This is a genomic window from Amycolatopsis sp. 505 (assembly GCF_031625235.1).
Lineage (GTDB): Bacteria > Actinomycetota > Actinomycetes > Mycobacteriales > Pseudonocardiaceae > Amycolatopsis.
The window spans coordinates 361,344-383,166 of sequence record NZ_JACKQP010000001.1 but is presented as its reverse complement, the minus strand read 5'-3'; the positions used below and the strand labels follow the sequence as shown (position 1 = coordinate 383,166).

General features: G+C 72.4%; 20 protein-coding genes. 9 read left to right on the top strand and 11 right to left on the bottom strand.

What is annotated here, in order from left to right; all coding sequences use genetic code 11:
• Nucleotides 1-1,107, top strand: coding sequence for an alpha/beta hydrolase (locus H5965_RS01915; RefSeq protein ID WP_310967430.1), 1,107 nt, complete (start codon nt 1-3; stop codon nt 1,105-1,107).
• Nucleotides 1,104-3,221 (top strand): esterase, encoded by a 2,118-nt coding sequence (locus tag H5965_RS01910; RefSeq protein WP_310967428.1) that lies wholly within the window; start codon nt 1,104-1,106, stop codon nt 3,219-3,221. Before H5965_RS01915 ends, H5965_RS01910 begins: the two co-directional genes overlap by 4 nt.
• Before the next feature lie 42 nt (nt 3,222-3,263).
• Here H5965_RS01910 and H5965_RS01905 read toward each other — a convergent pair whose 3' ends face one another.
• The 3 genes from H5965_RS01905 to H5965_RS01895 form a co-directional block, all read right to left on the bottom strand.
• Nucleotides 3,264-4,175, bottom strand: a complete 912-nt coding sequence (locus H5965_RS01905; protein ID WP_310967427.1) for a PHB depolymerase family esterase — start codon at nt 4,173-4,175, stop codon at nt 3,264-3,266.
• 46 nt (nt 4,176-4,221) lie between these two features.
• Nucleotides 4,222-4,992 (bottom strand): SGNH/GDSL hydrolase family protein, encoded by a 771-nt coding sequence (locus tag H5965_RS01900; protein ID WP_310967426.1) that lies wholly within the window; start codon nt 4,990-4,992, stop codon nt 4,222-4,224.
• 554 nt (nt 4,993-5,546) lie between these two features.
• Entirely contained in the window at nt 5,547-6,083 is a 537-nt protein-coding gene (locus H5965_RS01895) for a ferritin (protein WP_310967424.1), read from the bottom strand.
• 56 nt (nt 6,084-6,139) lie between these two features.
• On the opposite strand from H5965_RS01895, the gene H5965_RS01890 reads away from it, so the two are divergent.
• On the top strand, nt 6,140-6,889 hold the full coding sequence (locus H5965_RS01890; RefSeq protein ID WP_310968474.1) for an SDR family NAD(P)-dependent oxidoreductase: 750 nt from the start codon (nt 6,140-6,142) through the stop codon (nt 6,887-6,889).
• Nucleotides 6,890-6,971: 82 nt separating this feature from the next.
• The gene (locus H5965_RS01885; protein WP_310967422.1) at nt 6,972-7,598 is read left to right on the top strand and encodes a PaaI family thioesterase; all 627 of its coding nucleotides are present in this window, start codon (nt 6,972-6,974) and stop codon (nt 7,596-7,598) included.
• Here H5965_RS01885 and H5965_RS01880 read toward each other — a convergent pair.
• The 5 genes from H5965_RS01880 to H5965_RS01860 are packed head-to-tail and all read right to left on the bottom strand — an operon-like array spanning nt 7,595 to nt 11,922.
• Complete coding sequence (locus H5965_RS01880; protein ID WP_310968473.1) at nt 7,595-8,353, bottom strand: MHYT domain-containing protein; 759 nt, start codon at nt 8,351-8,353, stop codon at nt 7,595-7,597. The two genes, H5965_RS01885 and H5965_RS01880, sit on opposite strands and share 4 nt — an antisense overlap.
• An 18-nt stretch (nt 8,354-8,371) precedes the next feature.
• Entirely contained in the window at nt 8,372-8,986 is a 615-nt protein-coding gene (locus H5965_RS01875) for a GTP-binding protein (RefSeq protein WP_396136852.1), read from the bottom strand.
• Nucleotides 8,967-9,344 carry a DUF742 domain-containing protein gene (locus H5965_RS01870; RefSeq protein WP_086842601.1) on the bottom strand — a complete coding sequence of 126 codons (378 nt, stop codon included), beginning with the start codon at nt 9,342-9,344 and terminating at the stop codon, nt 8,967-8,969. Before H5965_RS01870 ends, H5965_RS01875 begins: the two co-directional genes overlap by 20 nt.
• Nucleotides 9,341-9,775: a roadblock/LC7 domain-containing protein gene (locus H5965_RS01865; RefSeq protein ID WP_310967420.1), complete on the bottom strand. Its 435-nt coding sequence runs from the start codon at nt 9,773-9,775 to the stop codon at nt 9,341-9,343. The genes H5965_RS01870 and H5965_RS01865 overlap by 4 nt, the downstream gene beginning before the upstream one ends.
• Nucleotides 9,772-11,922, bottom strand: a complete 2,151-nt coding sequence (locus H5965_RS01860; RefSeq protein ID WP_310967419.1) for an ATP-binding protein — start codon at nt 11,920-11,922, stop codon at nt 9,772-9,774. The genes H5965_RS01865 and H5965_RS01860 overlap by 4 nt, the downstream gene beginning before the upstream one ends.
• A gap of 394 nt (nt 11,923-12,316) precedes the next feature.
• On the opposite strand from H5965_RS01860, the gene H5965_RS01855 reads away from it, so the two are divergent.
• From H5965_RS01855 to H5965_RS01845, 3 genes are all read left to right on the top strand, one after another.
• A complete protein-coding gene (locus H5965_RS01855) occupies nt 12,317-13,276 on the top strand; it encodes a winged helix-turn-helix domain-containing protein (protein WP_310967418.1) in 960 nt (319 codons plus the stop codon).
• 538 nt (nt 13,277-13,814) lie between these two features.
• The gene (locus H5965_RS01850) at nt 13,815-14,084 is read left to right on the top strand and encodes a hypothetical protein (RefSeq protein ID WP_310967416.1); all 270 of its coding nucleotides are present in this window, start codon (nt 13,815-13,817) and stop codon (nt 14,082-14,084) included.
• 37 nt (nt 14,085-14,121) lie between these two features.
• Nucleotides 14,122-14,589 (top strand): DUF4383 domain-containing protein, encoded by a 468-nt coding sequence (locus H5965_RS01845; protein WP_310967415.1) that lies wholly within the window; start codon nt 14,122-14,124, stop codon nt 14,587-14,589.
• A 2-nt stretch (nt 14,590-14,591) separates the two neighbouring features.
• Here H5965_RS01845 and H5965_RS01840 read toward each other — a convergent pair whose 3' ends face one another.
• Complete coding sequence (locus H5965_RS01840; protein WP_310967414.1) at nt 14,592-15,608, bottom strand: NAD-dependent epimerase/dehydratase family protein; 1,017 nt, start codon at nt 15,606-15,608, stop codon at nt 14,592-14,594.
• Between the two features lie 194 nt (nt 15,609-15,802).
• Between H5965_RS01840 and H5965_RS01835 the strand changes: the two genes are divergently transcribed.
• Both H5965_RS01835 and H5965_RS01830 read left to right on the top strand, forming a co-directional pair.
• Nucleotides 15,803-17,398, top strand: coding sequence for an ABC-F family ATP-binding cassette domain-containing protein (locus tag H5965_RS01835; protein ID WP_310967413.1), 1,596 nt, complete (start codon nt 15,803-15,805; stop codon nt 17,396-17,398).
• Nucleotides 17,399-17,469: 71 nt separating this feature from the next.
• Nucleotides 17,470-17,901 (top strand): organic hydroperoxide resistance protein, encoded by a 432-nt coding sequence (locus H5965_RS01830; protein WP_310967412.1) that lies wholly within the window; start codon nt 17,470-17,472, stop codon nt 17,899-17,901.
• A 52-nt stretch (nt 17,902-17,953) separates the two neighbouring features.
• On the opposite strand, the gene H5965_RS01825 is transcribed toward H5965_RS01830, so the two are convergent.
• On the bottom strand, nt 17,954-18,982 hold the full coding sequence (locus H5965_RS01825) for an alpha/beta hydrolase (RefSeq protein ID WP_310967411.1): 1,029 nt from the start codon (nt 18,980-18,982) through the stop codon (nt 17,954-17,956).
• 93 nt (nt 18,983-19,075) lie between these two features.
• On the bottom strand, nt 19,076-21,775 hold the full coding sequence (locus tag H5965_RS01820; RefSeq protein WP_310967410.1) for an AAA family ATPase: 2,700 nt from the start codon (nt 21,773-21,775) through the stop codon (nt 19,076-19,078).
• Between the last annotated feature and the right edge of the window lie 48 nt (nt 21,776-21,823).

Genomic DNA, 21,823 nt, shown 5'->3' with positions numbered 1-21,823 from the left:
ATGCGCACTCTCGCGGTAGCCACCGCACTCACCCTCACGCTGTCCGCGGCGCCCGCCTCGGCGGCCACGACGCCCTACCTGCCCGCCCCGACCGGCCACTCGCCCGTCGGTGTCACCACACTGTCCTTGAAGGACACTTCACGGCCCGACCCGTGGGTGCCGTCGGTGCCCTACCGGGAGCTGATGGTCTCCGTCTTCTACCCGGCGACCTCGGCGAACGGTCCGAAGAAGCCGTACATGACCCCGCTCGAGTCGGAACGCAACCTCGAACGGGAGAACATCCCGGGCCTGCCCCTGGACATCCTCAGCACGGTCCGGACCAACGCCGCCGTCGACGCGAAGCCGGCCGGGCGGTGGCACAGCCTGCCGCTGGTCGTGCTGTCCCCGGGCTGGACCCAGCCACGGGCGACGCTCACCGCGCTGGCCGAGGAGCTGGCCAGCCGCGGGTACGCCGTCGCGGCGATCGACCACACCTACGAAAACCGCGCCACGACGTTCCCCGACGGGCACGTCACCGGCTGCGCCGCCTGCGAATTCGACGAACAGGACGGGTTCTGGGAGAAGTTCGCGCAGGTCCGGTCGAAGGACACGTCGTTCGTGCTCGACCAGCTGCTGCGCTCGAAGCTGGGCGCGCTGATCGACCCGCAGCGGATCGGGATGACCGGGCACTCCGCGGGCGGCGCGATCACCACCCAGGCGATGCTCGCCGACCCCCGGATCCGCGCCGGCGCCGACCTCGACGGCAGCGTCCACGTCCCGATCCCGGCGTCCGGGCTGTCCCGGCCGTTCATGTTCGTCGGCCGCACGGAGGACTACGTCCCCGGCACGAAGGGCCCGTACGACGACTGGGAAACGGACTGGACGCACCTGACCGGCTGGAAGCGCTGGATCATGGTCTCCGGCACGGTCCACTCGTCGTTCACCGACCTCGGCGTGCTCGCCGAGCAGCTGGGCGTCGACATCGGCGACTCGATCGACCCCTACCGCGCGCTGACCGTCACACGGAACTACGTAAGCGCTTTCTTCGACCAGCACCTGCGCTGCCGCCCGCAGCCGCTGCTCGCCGCGCCCTCGCCCGCTTACCCGGAAGTGACCTTCATCGGATGAGAATCAAGAGTCTTGTGGCCGGCACTGCCCTCACCCTCACGCTGACCTCGCCGTCCGCGTCGGCGGACCCGGCCCTCACGCTGGCGAAACCGACCGGCGACCGGCCGGTCGGCACCACCGCCCTGCACCTGAAGGACACTTCGCGGCCCGATCCGTGGGTGCCGTCGGTGCCCTACCGCGAACTGATGGTTTCCCTCTTCTACCCGGCGGCTTCCGCATCCGGGCCGAAGAAGCAGTTCATGTCCGAGGCCGAGGCGAAGGCCGTCTTCGACGAAGCCGGCATCGAGGGCATCCCGCCGTCGGTGCTCACGACGGTGCACACCGACGCCGTCGTCGACGCGAAGCCGGCCGGGCGCGCTCTGCCGGCCGTCGTCCTGTCCCCCGGCTTCAAGCGGCCCCGCGCCGAGCTGACCTCGCTGTCGGAAGACCTGGCCAGCCACGGCTACCTGGTCGTCCTGGTCGACCACACCTACGAGAACGTGGCCACCACCTTCCCGGACGGCCGGGTCACCGGCTGCGCGGCCTGCGGCGACTACAATCCCGAGTTCTGGCAGAAGCTGCAGCGTGGCCGGGCGAAGGACGTGTCGTTCGTCTTGGACTCGCTGGCGCACTCGAAGTGGGCGCCGCTGTTCGACGGCGCCCGGATCGGGATGGCCGGGCACTCCGTCGGCGGTACGAGCACGGTCAACGCGATGGTGACCGACCCCCGGATCAAGGCCGGGATCGACATCGACGGCACGCAGAACGATCCGCTGCTCGCCCCGGGCCTCGACCGGCCGTTCCTGTTCTTCGGCCGCCAGAGCCTCTACGCCCCCGGCACCGGCGTCGAATCCGGTACCTGGGACGACGACTGGAAGCAGCTGAAGGGCTGGAAGCGCTGGCTCACCGTGGCCGGCGTGGTGCACCCGTCGTTCACCGACATCGGCCTGGTGGGCGAGCAGCCGGGCCTCGACTTCGGCGCGACCACGCCGGCAGTGCGCGGTCAGGCCATCACCGCGGCGTACGTCCGGGCGTTCTTCGACCAGCACCTGCGTGGCAAGCCGCAGCCGCTGCTGGACCAGCCGTCCGGCCGGTACCCCGAAGTGGTGTTCGCCCGGACGTCGACGCCGTACCTGCCCGCCCCGACCGGGGACAAGCCGGTGGGCAGCACGGCGGTGTACCTGAAGGACACTTCGCGCCCCGACCCGTGGGTGCCTTCGGTCCCCTACCGGGAACTGATGGTCTCGCTCTTCTACCCGGCCGCCTCGGCGAAGGGCCCGAAGACGCCGTACCTGACCCCGGCGGAGTCGGCGGCGCTGCTGCAGGGCAGTGGCCTGCCGTCCGACACGCTCACCGGGATGGTGACGAACTCCGTCACCGACGCCCGGCCGGCGGGCCGCGGACTGCCGCTGGTCGTGCTGTCGCCCGGCTACACCAAACCCCGCGCCACGTTGAGCGCACTCGCCGAGGACCTGGCGAGCCACGGGTACGCCGTCGCCGTGGTCGGCCACACCTACGAGAACACCGGCCAGAGCTTCCCCGACGGGCGGTTCGCCGGGTGCGCCTCCTGCGAAGTGCCGCACGACAACGACGCGTTCTGGCAGAAGCTGGAACGGGGCCGGGCCGCCGACGTCTCGTTCGTGCTGGACTCGCTGCTCCGCTCCCGGCCGGGCCTGGTCGACCCGGCGCGGATCGGAATGGCCGGGCACTCCGTGGGCGGCGCGAGCACCATCCCCGCGATGGTCGCCGACAACCGGATCAAGGCCGGGATCGACATCGACGGGTCCACCAAGGTCCCGCTGACCGCACCGGGGCTGTCGCGGCCGTTCATGTTCGTCAACCACGAGCAGGTGCCGAAGTGCGCGCCGGGCAACACGGACTGGGAACGGGACTACGCGCAGATGACCGGGTGGAAGCGCTGGATCGAGGTGGCGGGCACGCAGCACGCGTCCTTCACCGACGTCGGGCTGCTGGGCGAGGAGCTGGGCGTCCCCGTCGACGGCCCGAACGCGGCGGCGCGGGCGAGCGAGATCACCCGGGCGTACGTGAACGCGTTCTTCGACCAGCACCTGCGCGGCAAGCCCCAGCCGATCCTCGACCGGCCCGGGTATCCGGAAGTCTCCTTCTGCCGCTGAGACCGGCGGAGGCGGCACTGGGGGTGCCGCCTCCGCCGCTCGTCAGTGGTCGAGGCCGAGGAACGAAATCGCGTACGCCAGCTGGCCGGTCATCGGCAGCTGGTGCCCGACACCGGCGACGCTGACCCCTTCCACCGTGGCCTGCGTGCCGGTGTTGCCGTACCGGGTGCGCGTCCACGAAGACTGCGGGTGGTCGGTGAACGCCGGGGTCTGGCCCAGCCCGTTCAGGTTGGTCCACTGCTTGAGCTCTTCCCCGAAGTTCGGGTACGACAACGTCGTGTCGGTGGTGCCGTGCCACAGCTGCATCCGCGGGTAGCGCCCGGTGTAGCCGGGGTACATCGCCCGGGCCGTGTCACCCCACTGCTGCGCGGTCTTGATCGACTGCCCGCCGGAGCAGGTGCTGTTCCACAGCGAGCCGTTCGTCGTCGCGAAACACCCGGCGGGCACGCCGGAGAACGCCGAACCCGCGGCGAACACGTCGGGGTACTGGGCGGCCAGCACGTTCGTCATCATCGCCCCGGAGGAGAACCCGCTGACGACGACCCGCGCCGGATCGACGTTGTAGCGGGACTTGGCCCAGGCGACCATGGACATGATCCCGGTCGAGTCCCCGCCACCGTTGCGCTTCAGCGCTTTCGGCGTCGAGACGTCGAAGCACTTCTCGCTGCGGGTGGCTTCCGGCAGCACCATCACGTACCCGTAGCGGTCGGCCGCGGTGACGTAGTCCTTGCCGTTCCAGCCGAAGACCGAGCTCGCCGAGCCGCCGCAGTAGTGCACCAGCACCAGCAGCGCCGGCTTGGCCGCGACCCGGTCGGGGACGTAGACGTACATGTTCAGGTTGGTCGGGTTGGTGCCGAAGTTGGTCACCCTGGTCAGCGCGGCCGCCTGGGCGGGCGCGGCCAGGCCGGTGACCGTGACCACCAGGGCCAGCAGGACACCGAGCATGCGTTTCATCATCGATCTCCCTTACGCCGCAACGAAAACTTGGTGGCGTCCCACTTCATTTCGTCTTGCCCTCCGCGGCGGCCGCCGACCCGAGGGTCGCCGCGGCCAGTGCCTCGGTGGCCACCGCGGCCCGCGGGTTGCCGATGCTGCCCGGGACCGACCGCAGCGCGTTGTACCAGACGGCCGCCATCTTGTCGTAGCCGCCGGCGTTCGGGTGGACGCCGTCGGGGAGATCGGCGGCGGACACCGCGCTGTGCAGGTCGACCAGGTGCACCCGCTTGCCCGCGTTCACCTTGCTCTGCACGATGCCGGGCAGCGCGTTGTTGAACGTCCGCACGGCGGCGTCCCCGCTCGCCCACCCGATCGGGATGAGCTGGGCGACGAAGACGTCGGCGCCGGGTGCGGTGGCGGTGATGTGGTCGAGCAGCGTGGACAGCCGGCCGGGCGCGCCCGCGACGTTGTAGTTCTGCAGCACGTCGTTGGTGCCGATGTGCAGCAGCACCGAGCGCGGGTTGTAGGTGCGCAGCCAGCCGGTGATGTTCGCGTCGATCTGGTCGATGCGCCAGCCGGGGTGGCCTTCGTGGTCGTGGTCCCAGAGGCTGCCGGGGCCGTTGAACTGCGAGCCGACGAAGTCGTTGGTGTACCGGCCGGCGGCGAGGCGTTGCCAGAGGCCGATCCGGTACCCGCCGGGCACGCCGGTGCCGTAGGTGATCGAATCGCCCAGCGGCATGATCCGCACGCCGCCGTTCGATTCCGCGTGGGCGATCCCGGTCAGTCCGGTGAACGCGATCGCCAAGGCCGCGGCGGCGGCCAGGAACCTTTTCATCGCCATCCTTTCAACGGGTCGGGTGGGTGCAGATTCGTTGCCGGAGCGCATCGTTTCGCCGTGGCCGAAACTTTCGCCGCCGGGCGGCAATTCGACGAATCTCGAAACTTTCGCTATCCTGTTAGCGATAACATTCTATTGTTGCCGCCAGCTTAAACCCGCACACCGCCCACTGACAACGGCCGGCTTTATTCCATTGTGGACAGTCTCGGCCGGTCGGCGAAGAGCCCGGACTGCGCCACCGCCGCGGGAAGCCGGGGTCCCGGTCCCGGCCGTCTACGCGGCGTACCGGAACAAGGCCGGCCTGGTCCGGCCCCTCGCCGATCACGGCGGACCTGCCCGCCGACCTCCCGCGCCTGCGCGACGAGCTGCAGGCCACCTCGGTACCCGCCGCCCAGCCGGCGGCGATGGCCGCCTTCGACCGGCGCCTGGTCGAGCGCGCGGGCGACCTCATCGCCCTGGTCCACCAGGCAACGTCGACGTTCACCGCCGAGCGCGGCTGGTCACCGGAGCGAGTCGGGCACTGGTGGGCCGAGGCGCCGCCCGGCCCACCCTCAGAGCTTCCCGCCCGCCACCGGCGGCATGTCCGGGGCGTCGGCCACCCCGGTCGCCGACTCGCGGAACAGGTGGTCCTCCACCTCGAAGAGGTTGCCGCCGGCCCGATCGACCACGGTGAGCAGCGTCGACATCTGGGCCACCTCCTCCACCTGCTCCTTGAGGAACCAGTGCACGAACTGCTCGCCGAGGTAGTCCTCCTCCAGCCGCGCGGCCTTCGCCATCGCCTCGATGTCGGCGGTGACCGCGCGTTGCTGCGTCAAGGCCAGCTCGATCGCTTCGTGCACGCTCGAGAAGTCGTTCCGCACGTCGCCGCTGCCCGGGATGGCCACCGGCTCGTCGCGGTCGAGCAGGTAGCGGACCATCGCCAGCGCGTGGTTGCGTTCCTCGATCGCCTGCCGGTAGAAGCGCTTGGCCAGCCGCGGCAGATCGCGGGCGTCGAACCAGACGGCCAGGGCGATGTACTGCTGGGCGGCGGTGAACTCGCGGCCGATCTGCGTCTGCAGCAGTTCGGCGAACTTCCGGGTCTTGGCCATGTCCCACAACTTACGACGGACCGGGCCGCACAGCTACGCTCGGCGCGGTGACTTCCCTGCCCGACCTGTCCGGCACGATCGCCTGCGTCACCGGTGCTTCCGGGGTGATCGGCCGCGGGATCGCGCTCCGGTTCGCCGAGGCGGGCGCGGCCGTCGCGGTGCACCACCGCCGTCCCGGCGCGGCCGAAGACGTCGTCGCGGCGATCGAAGCCGCGGGCGGCCGGGCCCGCGCGTTCGCCGCCGAGCTCACCGACGACCACGCCTGCCACACCCTGCTCGACACCGTCGCGGACTGGGGCGGCGGCCTCGACGCGCTGGTCAACAACGCCGGGATCCAGCCGGTCGAGGCCCTCGGCGAGCTGACCGCGGACAGCTGGCGGTCGATGCTGGACAGCACGCTGACCAGCGCGTTCTCCTGCACCCAGGCCGCGGCCCGGGTGATGGGCGACGGCGGGAGCGTGACGCACATCGCCTCGATCGAGGCCCGGCAGCCGGCGCCCGGGCACGTCCACTACAGCGCGGCCAAGGCCGCCCTGGTGCTGCACGCCCGCGGCGCGGCGCTGGAGTACGGGCCGCGCGGGATCCGGGTCAACACGGTGTCGCCGGGGCTGATTACGCGGCCCGGGCTGACCGAGGACTGGCCGGAGGGGGTCGAGCGCTGGCACCGCGCGGCCCCGCTGGGCCGGTTGGGGACACCGGCCGACGTCGGCAACGCGTGCGTGTTCCTGGCCTCCCCGCTGGCGTCCTGGATCACCGGCCACGACCTGGTCGTCGACGGCGGTGTCACGGCCCGCCCGACCTGGTGACCCCGGGCCCGAAACCGCCGCCCACCACCCGGCCCGCCTGCTAAGCTGAAACGTGTTCTAGTTCCTGCCCCCGGGGAGCACGATGTCCGAAAACCCATTCCCGGTCGTCGACGGCGTACCCCCGGGGCGGGCCCTGCTCGGCGACCGGATCCGCGAGCTGATCGAGGCCTCCGTCTGCGTCCGCGACGACGAGGCCGATCTCGCCGCCGCCGCGAGCCGGGTCGAGGCCGTCACCGCGGCGCTGCGGGCCGCCGGTGGTGCGAGACCCCTCCTGCTCGCCGCCCTCGACGGTGGGGGTCACCTGAGCATCAACAACCCCCTCGAAGGGCCCGGGAATCCCCTGGCCCCGCCGCTTTCGTGGGTGCGGGTCGGACCGGAGTCGGTGTGCGCCGACGTTCTCCTCGGTGCCGCGCACGAAGGGCCTCCCGGGCGCGTGCACGGCGGGTGGGTCGCCGCCGTGCTGGACCACGTGCTCGGGCGGGCCACCGCCGCGGCCGGGTTCCCGGGGATGACGGCTTCCCTGACCGTCGACTACCACCACGGGACGCCGTACGCGGTTCCGCTCACCGTCGAAGGCCGGCTCGTCCGCCGGGACGGGCGCAAGCTGCACGCCACCGGCGAAGTCAAGGCCGGCGACCTCGTGTGCGCCTCGGCGACGGCGATCCTCGTCCACTTCAGCGCCGACCGGTTCCCGGTGGCGAGGGACTAGGACGCGACCGTCGTGTGCCGGGGCGCCTCCGAGCTCGACGTCGCCATCAGGACCGCGCAGATCGGGACCGCCATCGCCAGCGCCGCCAGGACGAACACCGGGAACAGGAACGAGAACACCTCCGTGCCGGCCGGGTCGGGCGCGCCCGGGTCCAGGTGCAGGCGCACCGCCGCCATGCCCGTGTAGTGCATGCCCGTCACCGCCGCACCCATCACCAGGCCCGCCGCCAGCCGGGGCAGGAGCTTGTCCAGCCCGACCGTGAACCACAGCGCCGCCGTGGCCGCGACGACCGCGATCACCACCGACAGCACCACCAGCGTCGGGTCGTAGCCGATCGAGCCCTTGACCTGCACCGCCCACATCCCCGTGTAGTGCATGACGGCCACCGCGAGCCCGGTCAGCAGGCCGCCGAGCAGCAGCCGCTTCCAGGCGAACCGGTTGCGGACGCCGAACACCAGCAGCCCGCAGAACACCGCCGCCACCGAGAGGAGCGCCGACAGCGCCGTGCGCAGGATGTCGTAGCGCACCGGCAGGCCGGGCGTGGAGAACCCGAGCATGGCGATGAAGTGCATGACCCAGATGCCGACCCCGCCGATGGACACCGCCGCGAGCACCAGCCAGGTCAGCCGGGAGCGCGGGCTGTCGGTGGACCTCGCCTGCAGCGTGCAGGCGAGGCCGAGGGCGCAGCCCACCACCGACGTCAGGTAGGCGAGCACGACGAGCCAGTTGCCCATCGCGAAGTCTTCGTGGTCCATGGGCATTGCCGGGCTCCTTCAGGCTTTCCGTGACTTGGGGGCGTGGTGTTCGGCGAGCGCGTGCTCGGCCGCGGCGATGAGGGTCTGCTTCGTCGACTCCGGTGACCGCGCGTCGCAGGTGACGACCTCCACCGCGGCCGGGATCTTGAGGGCCTCGCGCACCTGCTCGGGCCCGTGCTGGCGGGTGTCCTGGAACTGGTTGATCGCGACCAGGAACGGCAGGCCGCGCGATTCGAAGAAGTCGATCGAGGCGAAGCAGTCCGCCAGCCGGCGCGTGTCGACCAGGACGATCGCCGCCACCGCACCGCAGACGAGGTCGTCCCACATGAACCAGAACCGGTGCTGGCCGGGCGTGCCGAAGACGTAGAGCACCAGGTCCTCGGCGAGGGTGAGCCGGCCGAAGTCCATCGCGACCGTGGTGGCGAACTTCCCCGGCACCGCTTCGGTCCGGTCGACGCCGACGGCCGCGGACGTCATGAGGGCTTCGGTCCGCAGCGGGTCGATTTCCGAGACGGCACCGACGAACGTCGTCTTGCCGGCCCCGAACCCGCCGGCCACGACGATCTTCGCCGAGGTGATCCGGCCCTTGGCGAGACCGTTCCGGGAAACACTTTCAGAGTGCACGTAGTCCACTGAGGACCCTTTCGAGCAGGTCGTTCCGTTCGTCCCAGGAGGCGTCCGCGGTGAGCGTGTCGCGGATCGACACCTGGCCGGCGATCAGCAGGTCGCCGATGAGCACCCTGGCCACGCCGAGCGGCACGCCCAGGTGGGCGCCGACCTCGGCCACCGACCGCTGGTGCAGGCAGAACTGCGTCACCACGGCCAGGGGGTTGGTCGGGCTGAAGGGCGCCGTCCGGCCCTCCGCGGTCGTTTCCACGAGGGCTTCCACCGCCAGGTCGACCGTCGGCCGGGTGCGGCCGGCGGTCCAGGCGTAGGGGCGGGCCAGCGACGCCGCGTGCCGCCCGCCCTCGCGTCGCCGGCCTTCGGTCACCGGGCCGCCCCCGGGGCGGCCGCGGGCCGAGCCGGGGTCTCGACCACCTTCCCGACCCGGTCCACCAGCAGCGTCATCTCGTAGCCCACCAGCCCGATGTCGCAGCCCGGGTTGGCCAGCACCACCAGGTTCGAGCCGTCGCCGACGTTCATCAGCAGCAGGAAGCCCTGCTCCATCTCGATCACCGACTGCACCACCCGGCCCGCGGTGAACAGGTCGGCGGTGCCGAGCGCGAGGCTGGAGAGGCCGGACGCGATCGCCGAAAGCTGGTCGGCGCGATCGCGCGGCAGGGTGTCGTTCGCCGCCACGAGCAGCCCGTCCGCCGAGACCAGCGCGGCGTGCGCGACGCCGGGCACCTCCTGCGTGAACGCCGAGACCAGCCAGTTCCGGGACCTCTCGGCCACTTCCGCTCCTTCCTGCCGGGTGCTCATCGCCGCTCCGCCTCGGGCTCGCCCGCGACCCGGTGCCGGGCCGCGCGCATGCCGCTGTAGTGCCGGGAAAGGTTGTTCCGCACCGCGGCCGGGTCGCGGAACGACGGGTCCGCCTGCTGCGGCGCGCGCGGGGTGACCGAGCCGGGCGCGAGCTGCGCACCGGGTGTCCGGGCCGGCAGTCCCGAGTCGGTGAACTCGGCGTCGTCGAGGGTGCCGACCGCGGCTTCCGCGGCCTGGCGGACCTGGTCGGCCGGGGTCGCCCAGGCACCGGGCGTCGCCGGGGTGCTTTCGGCGAACCAGTGCGACAGCATCTGGTCGAAGATCGGCGTCGGCGGGTCGGCCACCGGCGGCGGTTCTTCGGCGGGCCACCGCGGTTCGGGCTCGTGGCGGGCGGTGCCGTTGACCGAGCCGTTGACCGCCGGGGCCGGGGTGGGCGGGAGCGCCCGCGGCGGCAGGTCGACCAGGATCAGCACGCCCGGGACGTGCACGCTGGCGGTGATGCCGGCGCTGGCCGTCCGGGTGGTCGTGGGCCGCAGCCGGACGGTGATCCCGTGCGACGCGGCCAGCCTGCTCACCACGAACAGGCCCATCCGGCGGGTGGTCTCCGGGCTGACCGCGGCCCCGGCGGCCAGCCGGGCGTTCGCCGCTTCGAGGTCCTCGCGGGTCATGCCGAGGCCGACGTCGACCACCTCGATCAGCAGGCCGCCGTCGAAGCCCCGGTCGGCGGTGAGCACGACCTGCTCCTCCGGCGGCGACGACCGGATGGCGTTCTCCAGCAGCTCGGCGAGGATGTGCACGACGTCCGCCGCGGCCTCGGACTGCACCGACCCGCGCGGCGCGTTGCCGAGCGAGACGCGCTGGTAGTCCTTGACCTCCGACGTCGCGGCCCGCAGCAGCTCGACCGTCGCGACCGGGCCGACGTCACGGCGCACCGGCTTGCCGCCCGCCAGGACCTGCAGGTTTTCGCCGTTGCGCCGCAGCCGGGTGGCGATGTGGTCGATCTGGAACAGCTCCGCCAGCCGCTGCGGGTCCTGCTCGTCGGCTTCGAGGTCCTCGATCACCGACAGCTGCAGCTCCACCAGCGACTGGCTGCGCCGGGACAGCGTCATGAACATCTCGCTGACCTGGATCCGCATCTCGGCCTGCTCGCCGACGGCCAGGCGCACGGCCTGCCGGTGCATGTCGTCGAAGGCCCGCGCGAGCTGCCCGATCTCCTCCTCGGAGTCGACCGGGATCGGCGCGGTCGCCCGCCAGTCGACGTCCTCGCCGTCGCGGATGCGTTCGATGGTGCCGGGCAGGCGGCGTTGCGCGGTGTCGAGCGCGGCGGCGTGCAGCCGCCGGATCGGGGCGACCACCGACCGGGCCACGGCGAGGGCGATGGCGAGGGCGCCGAGCAGCGAGGCGAGCACCAGCGCGGCGTCGCGCAGCGCGTCGGACCGGGCGGTGTTGGTCTGCGCGCCGACCGCGTCCGAAAGCGTTTTCACCTGCTCGGCGAGGATGGTGCCGAGCATCGTGCGCTTCGCCTCGGCGCCCCCGGCCCCGGGGCTGGTCGCCGCGGCGAACCGGGCGGCCGCCGCCCCGGCGGGCAGCGCGCGCCGGATCTGTCCGGTGAGTACGGCTTCTTCGGCCGCGGCGCGTTCGGCAGCCGCCACCGAGGTGCCGTCGGGCCGGCCGGCCAGCGCCTGTTGATCGGCGAGACTGGTCCTCAGCTGCACCAATGATTCGGTGCTGGCCGCGGCCGCGTCGAGATCACCATTCCCCGCCTGCTCCGCGATTCCGCCGATCACCTCGCTGAGCGAGACGCCGAAGTCGTGGTAAGCCGCGGTTTTCGCGGCCGGCGAACCGGTCTGCTGCCGCAGGTCGGCCAATTTCCCCAGCTGATCTTCCAATGATCGCGACAACTCCGGGTTAAGCTGGGAAAAGGCGGCGTCGTGGCGGACGACGGCGGCTTTCTCGTCGACCGCGGCGGTCTGGGCGGCACCGCCGTCGTGGATCATCTCGTCGTCGACGAGCCCGGCGAGTTCGGAAATCCCTTGCACGACCGGCATTTGGTCGCGGACGGCGCTGAGCCCGCCGGCCCGGGCGAGTTCGGCCTGCACCCGGCCGCCCGCCAGCAGCAGGGCGACCAGGACCGGCAGCAACAGCACTACGGAGATCTTGGTGCGCAACCGCCAGCTGCCCGGATTCCAGGAGGTGACGGAACGACGGGACGAGGGTTCGTCTTCTTTCATCGGTGGCGTGGCTCGATTCGTACCGGTGGCCCGAGAACGATTTCCGGTTCCTTTTCCGCGGAATTCAGCCGACGACGTAACTCCGGTGGCCGTGGTGTTGTCAAGGAATGCCGTTCGTTTCCCCCGTACGCACCAATCACACAGCGTGAACTGCCACTACGCGACTTTTTACCCTTGCGGAGAGTGAAGAAGGCTCGCCAGACCGTGTGGAATTCCGGCCCGGGTGCGTGAATTTCCGGCGGCCGCGCGACCTCCGTCCGGAGTCCCGGCACTGCCCGTTACCCTCGGCCGGGAAAGGAGGCCGGCGTCGATGTTGAAGATTCACTTCACGGAAGCGGACCTGGCGAAGATCACCATCGCCGAGGACGCCGACCCGATGTGGGAGCTGCTGATGAGCAGCTACCGCATCCGGCGGCCGGAGGGTGAGCCGTTCTTCGGCCGCTGGCGGCGGGGCTCGCGGTCGGCGGTCCCGCAGTCCGGCCGGCTGCTGATGTCCGCGGTCCCGCCGTACGGGTATTGCCCGGACTTCCTCACCCCGGCGGGCACCCGCACGATCGGCGACGGGATCACGGCGGTGCTCGAGACGCCGGCGCCGGTGCTGGCCACCGACGTCGCCGAGCTGGTGGCACAGGGCACCCACGTCCCGGCCTGGCTCCGCCGCGTGGGCGACGGCGAGGCGGGCGAGCTCCGCCGCCTGGGCGCGGCGCTGCACGACTACTACCGCCAGTGCGTGGCCCCGGACTGGGCGACGGTCCGCCGCTCGGTGGCCCGCGACCGCCACCGGCTCCAGGCGAACCTGGACCGCGGCGGGCCGCAGCTGCTGCTGTCGACGTTGCACCCGGAGGTGACGTGGTCGCCGCCGGTGTTGCGGGTGCGCTTCCCGATCGACCAGGAACTGCACCTCAACGGCCGCGGGCTCAGGTTGATCCCGGCCTTCTTCGCCCACGGCATGCCGACGACGTACAAGGACCCGCTGCTGCCCCCGGCGCTGGTGTATTCGATCAGCCACCCGAGGTTCGACAGCGACGCGGAGCCGGGGCCATCGCTGGCGGCGCTGCTGGGCCAGACGCGCGCGAGGGTGCTGGTGACGATCGCGACGACCCGGTGCAACACGAGCGAGCTGGCGGACCTGACGAGAATCTCCCCGGCGACGGCGAGCCAGCACGCATCGGTGCTGCGGGCGAGCGGGCTGATCAGCAGCAACCGGTCGGGGAAGTCGCAGATCCACGAGATCACCCCGCTGGGTCTGGGGATCATCCGGGCGAGCTGACGACCCGCGCGAGCGGGCGGCCGGCCGCCCGCCGCGGCGGCTGCTGCGGCAGTGCCGCCGGGGAATCGCCTGACGCGGTAGCGCCCGGCCACGCCGCTCGGTTGCGCTGCCGCCACCGCCCGCCGGGGCATCGCCTGCCGCAGTAGCGCCCGGCCTCGCGGCCCGGTTGCGCTGCCGGGCGCCGGCCAGCCGCCGCACCACCACCCGCCGCGGCAATGCCCCGCCGGGCCGCTCGGTTGTGCTGCCGCACGCGGCACCACCCGCCCCAGCACCGCCCGCCGCACCACCACCCACCGCGGTAGCGCCCGACCTCGCCGCCCGGTTGCGCTGCCGCCGCGCCGGCCGACCACGCCGCTCGGTCGTGGTGCCGGCCGGGACCGGGTCGTGTTAGCCTGTCGCCGTGCTGCGTCCGATGTTGCTTCCGCGACTCGTAACCCGGCGCGCCGGCTGAACCCAGGTTGCCGGCGTGCTGAGTCGGCGATCGCCTTTTTTCCGGGACCTGGCCCCGATCTCGTTCCTTCCACACAGGAGATCCGCCATGTCCACTTCCTTCGCCGTTCCCGCGCCCCGGTCCGCCATGCTGCTTCGCCGGCGCATTGCCACCTACTTCGTCGGCGGGGCCGATGAGGTCCCCGCTCTGGTCGGTGCGCTCGGTGGGCGGCCCGTTCACGAGCTGTCCGTCGACGTCAAGGACGGCGTCCGCGAAAGCAGCATGGTCTGCGCCGTCCTGCTGGCCGCCGACGAGACCGGACCCCTGCTGGACCGGCTGCGCGCGCTGCCGTCCGTCGTCTCGGCCGAGCTCGCCTGAGGCGTTTGCCGGAGCCGGCGCCGGGTAGCCCGGCGCCATGACGGACGTCAAAACCCGGCGGAGCACCGCCCGGACCGCCGCCCTGCTGTTCGGCCTCGCGTTCCTGCTCGTGGGCGTCCTGGGGTTCATCCCCGGGATCACCGCGGACTACGCCGCTCTGGAGTTCGCCGGGCACGAGTCGGGCGCCCAGCTGTTCGGCGTGTTCACCGTGTCGGTGCTGCACAACCTCGTCCACCTGCTGTTCGGTGTGCTCGGCGTCCTCGCCGCGCGCGCCAACGGCAGTTCGCGCGCGTTCCTGATGATCGGCGGCGGGATCTACGTCCTGCTGTGGGTGTTCGGACTGGCGATGGACCACGACAGCCCGGCCAACTTCCTGCCGATCGACAACGCCGACGACTGGCTGCACCTCGGCCTGGGCGTGGCGATGATCGCCGCCGGCATCGCCACCGCGGCCGCCGACCGGGCGCGCGGCCAGTACCCCGAGCCGGACAAGCAGGGCCACTGACCTCAGGGCCTCCGGCCGACGCCCGTCGCGATCTCGTGCAGCCGGTGCCGGTCCGGGGCCAGCGGGGCCGTCTCCGCGCCCGCGCCCTCCCGCAGTCCCGCGAGGAAATCCTTCAGCGTGGCCGCGGCGTCCCGGCCCGGCTGCCAGTCCAGTTCGGACTCCGCGCGGGCCGTGCTCATCACCGGCAGCCGCATGACCGCGTCGAACAGGCCCGGTGACGCCGGGATCGCGTGCACGCGCCAGGCCGCCTCCACCGCGGCCCGCACCGCCGCCGCCGGCACCGGGATCGTGCGCGCGCCCAGCAGGTCCGCCGCGAACCGCGGGTCCACGACCGGGCCCGTCGCGATGTTGAACGCCCCGCGCACCGGCCGCGTCACCGCGCGGCGGACCGCGTCGGCCAGGTCGTCGGTGTGCACGATCTGGAACCGCAGCCCGCGGATGTCCGGCACTACCGGTAGTAGCCGCACCAGCGAGCCCGGCACGAACGGCCCCGCGAACAGCCGGCGCTGCTCGGTCGCGGCACTGCGCTGGAAGACGAACCCCGGCCGCATCCGGACGACGTCCAGCTTCGGGTGCCGGCCCTCGAACGCGTCCAGGTACCGCTCCAAATAAGCCTTTTCCCGGGTGTACGCGGCGCCGGGCCAGCCGTGCGTCGGCCAGTCTTCGGTCACCGGCTCGTCGTCCGTCCGCGGCGAGTACGCCCCGATCGACGACGTGTAGACGAGCTTGGGCACGCCCGCCGCGGCCGCCGCCTCGAACACCCGCATCGAGCCGAGGACGTTCGCGCGCCACGTCCGTTCCGGACGGCGGGTGGGCTGGAACAGCCACGCCAGGTGCACGACCGCGTCGGCGCCGCGCAGGTGCGGCACGAGGTCGTCGCGTTCGACGTCGGCCGTGACGACGCCCTCCGCCGGGCGCCGGGCCAGCCCGACGATGGTCTCGACCTGCGGGTCCGCGTCCAACGCGCGGACCACCCCGGTCCCGATGTTGCCGGTCGCTCCGGTCACCACGATGCGCATCGGGGCCGGTTACCCGGGGTCCGCACGGACAACCCTGCTATCTTCGACGGGAAGATCCGTTCGTGAGGAGACCAGTCGTGGCAGGTGACGTCGACATCTCCGGGTAGCCCCGGAGTCCGCAGGCCCCCGGTGCCGCCGGTGCGGGCCGCCGTCGACGTCCCCTTTTCCGCTTTCACGCCATCGAGGTCTTCGCCATGTCCGAAATCGTGCTGTCCGGCCTGTCCTTCTCCTGGCCGGACGACACCCCCGTCTTCGACCGCCTGTCCGCCACCTTCCCGAGCGGCCGCACCGGTCTCGTCGCCCCGAACGGCTCCGGCAAGACGACGCTGCTCAAGCTCGTCGCCGGCGTCCTGCAGCCCTCCGCCGGCAGCGTCACCGCCGACGGCGTGCTCGGCTACCTCCCGCAGGACCTGCCGCTGAGCGGAGAACCGTCCGTCGCCGAAATCCTCGGCGTGGCCCCGGTTCTGCGCGCCATCGCCGCCGTCGAATCCGGGGACGTCGCCGAGGAGCACTTCACCACCATCGGCACCGACTGGGACCTCGAGGAACGCACCCGCGCCCAGCTCGACCGGCTCGGCCTCGCCGACCTCACGCTCGAACGCACCTTGAGCACGCTCAGCGGCGGCCAGATCGTCTCGCTGGGCCTCGCCGCGCAACTGCTGAAACGCCCGGACGTGCTGCTGCTCGACGAACCCACCAACAACCTGGACGCCGAGGCGCGCCACAAGCTCCATGCCGTGCTCGACGACTGGTCCGGCTGCCTGCTCGTGGTCAGCCACGACCGCGCGCTGCTCGACCGGATGGACCGGATCGCCGAGCTGCACGGCGGCGAAATCCGGTTCCACGGCGGCAACTTCACCGCCTACGAAGAGGCCGTCAAAGCCGCGCGCGAGGTCGCCGAGAAGAACATCCGCACCGCCGAGCAGGAGGTCAAGCGCGAGAAGCGGGAGATGCAGCAGGCCCGCGAGCGCGCCGCCCGCCGGGCCAGCACGGCGTCGCGCAACCTGGGCAACGCCGGACTGCCGAAGATCTTCGCCGGCACGATGAAGCGCAACGCGCAGGAGTCGGCGGCCAAGGCGGACGGCACGCACGCCGCCCGCGTCGGTGCCGCGAAGGCCAAGCTCGACCAGGCCGAACGCGAACTCCGCACCGAGCAGAAGATCAGCCTGCAGCTGCCGCAGACCGAGGTCCCGGCCGGGCGGACGCTCTTCCTCGGCGAGGGCCTGCGTGTGCGCGGGCTCTTCGGCGACGGCGTCGACCTGGCGATCCGCGGCCCCGAGCGGATCGCGCTCACCGGCCCCAACGGCGCCGGGAAGTCGACGTTGCTGCGGCTGGTCCACGGCGATCTCGAGCCCGACGGCGGCACCCTCACCCGCGCCGACGGCCGGATCGCCTTCCTCTCGCAGCGCCTGGACCTGCTGGACGACGACCGCAGCGTGGCCGAGAACCTGGCGGCGGCCGCCCCGGCGCTGCCGGCCGACCGGCGGATGAACCTGCTGGCCCGCTTCCTATTCCGCGGTTCCCGGGTGCACCTGCCGGTCGGTGTGTTGTCCGGCGGCGAACGGCTGCGCGCCACGCTCGCCTGCGTCCTGTTCGCCGAACCGGCGCCGCAGCTGCTGTTGCTGGACGAGCCGACGAACAACCTCGACCTGGTCAGCACCGGGCAGCTGGAAAGCGCGCTGACGGCGTTCCGCGGCGCGTTCGTCGTCGTCAGCCACGACGAGCGCTTCCTCGCCGAGATCGGGATCGACCGGTGGCTGCGGCTGGAGCACGGTGACGTACACGGGTGACGTCGGGCGACGGTCGCCGCGGGTCCTTCGGAATTTCTAGCGTGGTGAAGTCACCCGCTGAAAGGAACACGATGTCCGAAGTGACCTACACCGCCGTCGCCACGTCCACCGCGGAGGGCCGCAACGGCGGCCGCGCCACCTCCGACGACGGCGCACTCGACGTCACCCTCGCCGTGCCCAAGGCCTTCGGCGGCGCGGGCGACGGGACCAACCCGGAGCAGCTGTTCGCGGCGGGCTGGGCGTCCTGCTTCGTCGGGGCCGTGCGCCGGGTCGCGGGGGCGAAGAAGGTGCCGCTGAACGACCTCGCCGTGGTCGCCGAAGTGACGCTGCACCACGACACCGAGGCGGGCGAGTTCCGGCTCAGCGCGGTGCTGCACCTGGAAGCGACGGGCATCGACCAGGCCACGGCCGACGAGCTCGTCCAGGGCGCGCACCAGGTGTGCCCGTACTCGAAGGCCACGCGCGGCAACATCGAGGTCACCCTCGACGCGACCGTCGCCTGACGCCGTCGTGAGTGGTGAGGCGGGTTAGAACCCGCCTTACCACTCACGACGCTCACAGGTGGGTGGCGTCGATGACGGCCTGGGCGAACGGGCGCGGTGCTTCCTGCGGCACGTTGTGGCCGATGCCGTCGAAGACGCGGTGTTCGTACTTGCCGGTGAACTTGGCGCGGTAGGCCTTGCCGTCCTTGGCCGCGCCGTCGAAGTCGCTGCCGATCGTGATCGCCGGGACGCCGATGGTCGCTCCCGCGTTCAGCTTCTGTTCGTACGCCTCGTACTGCGGCTCGCCCGGCGCCAAGCTCAGGCGCCAGCGGTAGTTGTGGATGACGATGGCGACGTGGTCCGGGTTGTCGAACGCCGCCGCGCTGCGGTCGTACGTCGCATCGTCGAAGTGCCAGGCCGGCGACGCCGTCTTCCAGATCAGCTTGTTGAAGTCGTGGCGGTTGGCCGCGTAGCCCGCGCGGCCGCGCTCGGTCGCGAAGTAGTACTGGTACCACCAGCCGAGCTCGGCGGCCGGGGCCAGCGGCTTCTGGTTCGCCGCCAGGTTCGTCACGATGTACCCGCTCACCGCGACGATCGCCGTGCAGCGTTCCGGCCACAGCGCGGCGATGATGTCGACGGTCCGGCCGCCCCAGTCGTAGCCGCCGAAGACGGCCTTGTCGATCTTCAGCGCGTCCAGCAGGGCGATGACGTCGAGCGCCACGGCCGTCTGCTGGCCGTTGCGGACCGTCGCCGCCGACTTGAACGCCGTCGGGCCGTAGCCGCGCAGGTAGGGGACGATCACCCGGTAGCCCGCGCCGGCCAGGATCGGGGCGACGTCGACGTAGCTGTACGGGTCGTACGGCCAGCCGTGCAGCAGCACCACCGGCTGCCCGCCGGCCGGGCCGAACTCGTGGTAGGCCATCGTGACCAGGCCGGCGTCGGCCTGCTTGACCGGCCCGAGCGAGGTGTGTTCCCCGGACCCGGCCCGCAGGTCGGGGGCGGGCGCGGGAGCGGCCGCGGGGGTGCCCGGCGAGCAGGCCGCCAAGGACGTCGCCGCGAGCCCGGCCGCGAACGCCTGCCCGAACCTTCTCCTGCTGATCATCTGCTGCTCCTGTGCGAAAGACCGTGGGACTTTCACGACGTTAGGAGTCGTTTGGTGACCTTCGCGCCCGTCAGGTGACGCAGCCGGTGTACGTCACCCTTCGAGGGTCTTCAGCATCCCGGCGAGATCGGCCCGCGAGCTGACGCCCAGCTTGGGGAAGATCCGGTGCAGGTGGGTGCCGACGGTCCGGTGCGAAAGGTACAGCCGCTGCCCGATCTCCCGGTTCGTCAGGCCCTCGGCGGCCAGCTGCGCGATGCTCAGCTCGTGCGGGGTCAGCTTGTCCCGGGCGTCCGGCCCGCGGTTGGGGCTCGACTCCCCCGCGCTGCGCAGCTCGCGCCGGGCCCGGTCGGCCCAGGCCGCCATGCCGAGCGCGTCGAACGTCTTGCGGGCGGTGCGCAGGTGGGTCCGCGATTCGACGACCCGCCGCTGCCGCCGCAGCCACTCCCCGTACGCCAGGTGGACGCGGCCGCGTTCGGCGGGCCAGCCGGCCGAGTCGAGGGCCTCGGCGAACAGCTCGTCGCTCGGGTCGAGCACGGCCCGGGCGTACCGGAGGCCGATGTGCAACGCGGGTGACGGCGTGTCCAGGCACTCGAGTCCGGTCACGACCTCCCGCAGCTCGGCGGTCCGCCCCGCCCGCACCGCGGCTTCGGTGAGTTCCGCGACGCAGTAGGTGCGCAACGCCAGCTGGTAGGCGGGGTCGGCCGGGTCGAGCAGCCGGCGCAGGTCGGCGAAGGCGTCCTCGAACCGGCCTTCGCTCAGGCCGGCCAGGCCGCGCGTGAGCTGCACGGTGGCCAGCACCGGCCGGGCGCCGGCCGCGAGCCCGGCGCGTTCGGCCTCGTCGGCGAGGGTCTTCGCTTGCTTATGCTCGCCGCGCAGGGCGGCGATCTCGGCCTGGACCGCGGTGGCGAGCCCGGCCATGAACGGCTGGCCGGTCTCGCGCGCGAACCGAACCGCTTCCGCCGCGGCGGGCACGGCGCCGGCCAGGTCGCCGAGCCGGACCCGGCTCCACGCCTGGACGGCCAACGCGCGCGGCAGCAGCCCGAGCCGCCCTTGCGCCCGCAGCCCGGGCGCCGCGGCGGCGGAGAACCGGGCGGCGAGGTCGAAGGCACCCACCTGCAGTGCGGCGCTGCCGAGGTACCGGTCGACTTCGGGATCGGCGCCGGTCTTGGCGACCAGCTCCCGGAGGTGCCCGAGGACGGCCTCGCCGCGTTCGAAGGGAGCGACATAGGCGGAGACGGCGACGATCCGCGGGTCGCCGTCCGGGATCGGCAGCCGATCGGCGACGTCCAGGAGGGCCTTCCGCGCCTCCGGACCGGGTTCGGTCCAGAAGCAGCGCATGGCGGCGCTCCAGAGGATCCGCATGGCGGCGTCGTGCTGCCCGTCTTCGGCGACGGACGCGGCGGTCCGGGCGAGTTCGGCGACGCGGGCGGGGTCTTCGCGGACGCCGTCTTCGAACTCGCTGAGCAACCGGCCGGCGGTGGCCCGGCGTCGGGGATCGGCCGGGCTGGCCGCGTGGACCAGGCGTTCGGCGGTCTCCCGCCGCCCGGATTCGACGGCCAGTTCGGCGGCCAGCAGCAGCCGGTCGGTCCTGTCCCCGGCGTCGGGACTGAGCCGGGCGGCCTGTTCGAGGGCGGCGATGGCGGCCGCGGCACCACCGCGGAAGCGGGCGCGCTCGGCGGTGCGTTCGAGTTCGCCGGCCACGGTCTCGTCCGGCCCGGCGGTGGCGGCGGCTTGGTGCCAGGCACGCCGATCGGGCTGGTCGCGAAGGGCTTCGACGAGGGCGAGGTGGGCGTTCCGGCGATCGAGCGGGGTGGCCGAGGCCGGGATGGCGGACCGCATGAGGGGGTGCCGGAAGGTGACGGCCCCGGCGGACAGCTCGATCAGCCGCGCTTCGACGGCGGGGGCGAGGATCGCGGGATCGGCGGCCGCGGTGGTACCCGTCCCGAGCAGGGCGTCCGTCGCCGCCAGGGTCTCCGCCAACGATGTCGTCTCGTTCAGCGCCGCCACCAGCAGGGCCGTCCGGGTCGCCTCGGGCAGCGCCGCCACCCGGGCCGTGAACGTCCGCTCCAGCCGTTCGGTCAGGGGCAGCACCGGGTCCACGCCGTCCAGCGACGCCACCGCCGCGGGCAGCTCCGTCAACGCCAACGGCAACCCCGCCGCTTCGGCCAGCAACCGCGTCCGGACGGCCGGCGCCAACCGCGGCGCCACCGAATCCAGCACCTCCGCTGCCGCGTCCGCCGGCAACCTCTCCAGCACCATCGACGTCAGCCCCGCCGACAGCAGCGGGGACTCGGCGCCGTCCCGCAGGGTCGCCACCAGGACGATCGGCTCGGTCTCGATCCGCCGCGCCACGAACGCCAGGACGTCCGCGCTGGCCCGGTCCAGCCAGTGCACGTCCTCCGCCACCAGCAGCAACGGCTTGGCCGCCGCCTCCTCGGCCAGGAGCGTCAGCACCGCCAGCCCGACCAGGTACGCGCTCGGCTTCGCTCCCGAAGCCAGCCCCAGCGCCGTCTGCAGGGCGTCCCGCTGCGGCGCCGGCAGCTCCGCCACCCCGGCCCGGACCGGGTGCAGCAGCTGGTGCAGCCCGGCGTACGCCAGGTTCCGCTCGGCCTCGGCCCCGGTCGTCCGCAGCACCCGCAACCCCGCCACCGAGGCCGCCGCGGCCGTCGAAGCCACCAGCGCCGACTTCCCGATGCCCGCCTCGCCGCGGATCAGGACGCCGCTGCGGTCCTCCGGGCCGTCGACGAGCTCGCCCAGCTCCTTCAGCTCGGTGTCCCGCCCGGTCAGCGCCATGGAAACGACCTTACCCAACACTGTTTCCGCAGCTCACGGCCGAGTGAC

Bases quoted from the DNA above. Each gene is read 5' to 3' on its own strand.
- H5965_RS01855 (WP_310967418.1), top strand. From the start codon at position 12,317: ATGTTGAAGATTCACTTCACGGAAGCGGACCTGGCGAAGATCACCATC.
- H5965_RS01915 (WP_310967430.1), top strand. From the start codon at position 1: ATGCGCACTCTCGCGGTAGCCACCGCACTCACCCTCACGCTGTCCGCG.
- H5965_RS01825 (WP_310967411.1), bottom strand. From the start codon at position 18,982: ATGATCAGCAGGAGAAGGTTCGGGCAGGCGTTCGCGGCCGGGCTCGCG.
- H5965_RS01845 (WP_310967415.1), top strand. From the start codon at position 14,122: ATGACGGACGTCAAAACCCGGCGGAGCACCGCCCGGACCGCCGCCCTG.
- H5965_RS01910 (WP_310967428.1), top strand. From the start codon at position 1,104: ATGAGAATCAAGAGTCTTGTGGCCGGCACTGCCCTCACCCTCACGCTG.
- H5965_RS01885 (WP_310967422.1), top strand. From the start codon at position 6,972: ATGTCCGAAAACCCATTCCCGGTCGTCGACGGCGTACCCCCGGGGCGG.
- H5965_RS01830 (WP_310967412.1), top strand. From the start codon at position 17,470: ATGTCCGAAGTGACCTACACCGCCGTCGCCACGTCCACCGCGGAGGGC.
- H5965_RS01865 (WP_310967420.1), bottom strand. From the start codon at position 9,775: ATGAGCACCCGGCAGGAAGGAGCGGAAGTGGCCGAGAGGTCCCGGAAC.
- H5965_RS01895 (WP_310967424.1), bottom strand. From the start codon at position 6,083: ATGGCCAAGACCCGGAAGTTCGCCGAACTGCTGCAGACGCAGATCGGC.
- H5965_RS01835 (WP_310967413.1), top strand. From the start codon at position 15,803: ATGTCCGAAATCGTGCTGTCCGGCCTGTCCTTCTCCTGGCCGGACGAC.
- H5965_RS01905 (WP_310967427.1), bottom strand. From the start codon at position 4,175: ATGAAACGCATGCTCGGTGTCCTGCTGGCCCTGGTGGTCACGGTCACC.
- H5965_RS01880 (WP_310968473.1), bottom strand. From the start codon at position 8,353: ATGGACCACGAAGACTTCGCGATGGGCAACTGGCTCGTCGTGCTCGCC.
- H5965_RS01820 (WP_310967410.1), bottom strand. From the start codon at position 21,775: ATGGCGCTGACCGGGCGGGACACCGAGCTGAAGGAGCTGGGCGAGCTC.
- H5965_RS01840 (WP_310967414.1), bottom strand. From the start codon at position 15,608: ATGCGCATCGTGGTGACCGGAGCGACCGGCAACATCGGGACCGGGGTG.
- H5965_RS01850 (WP_310967416.1), top strand. From the start codon at position 13,815: ATGTCCACTTCCTTCGCCGTTCCCGCGCCCCGGTCCGCCATGCTGCTT.
- H5965_RS01900 (WP_310967426.1), bottom strand. From the start codon at position 4,992: ATGAAAAGGTTCCTGGCCGCCGCCGCGGCCTTGGCGATCGCGTTCACC.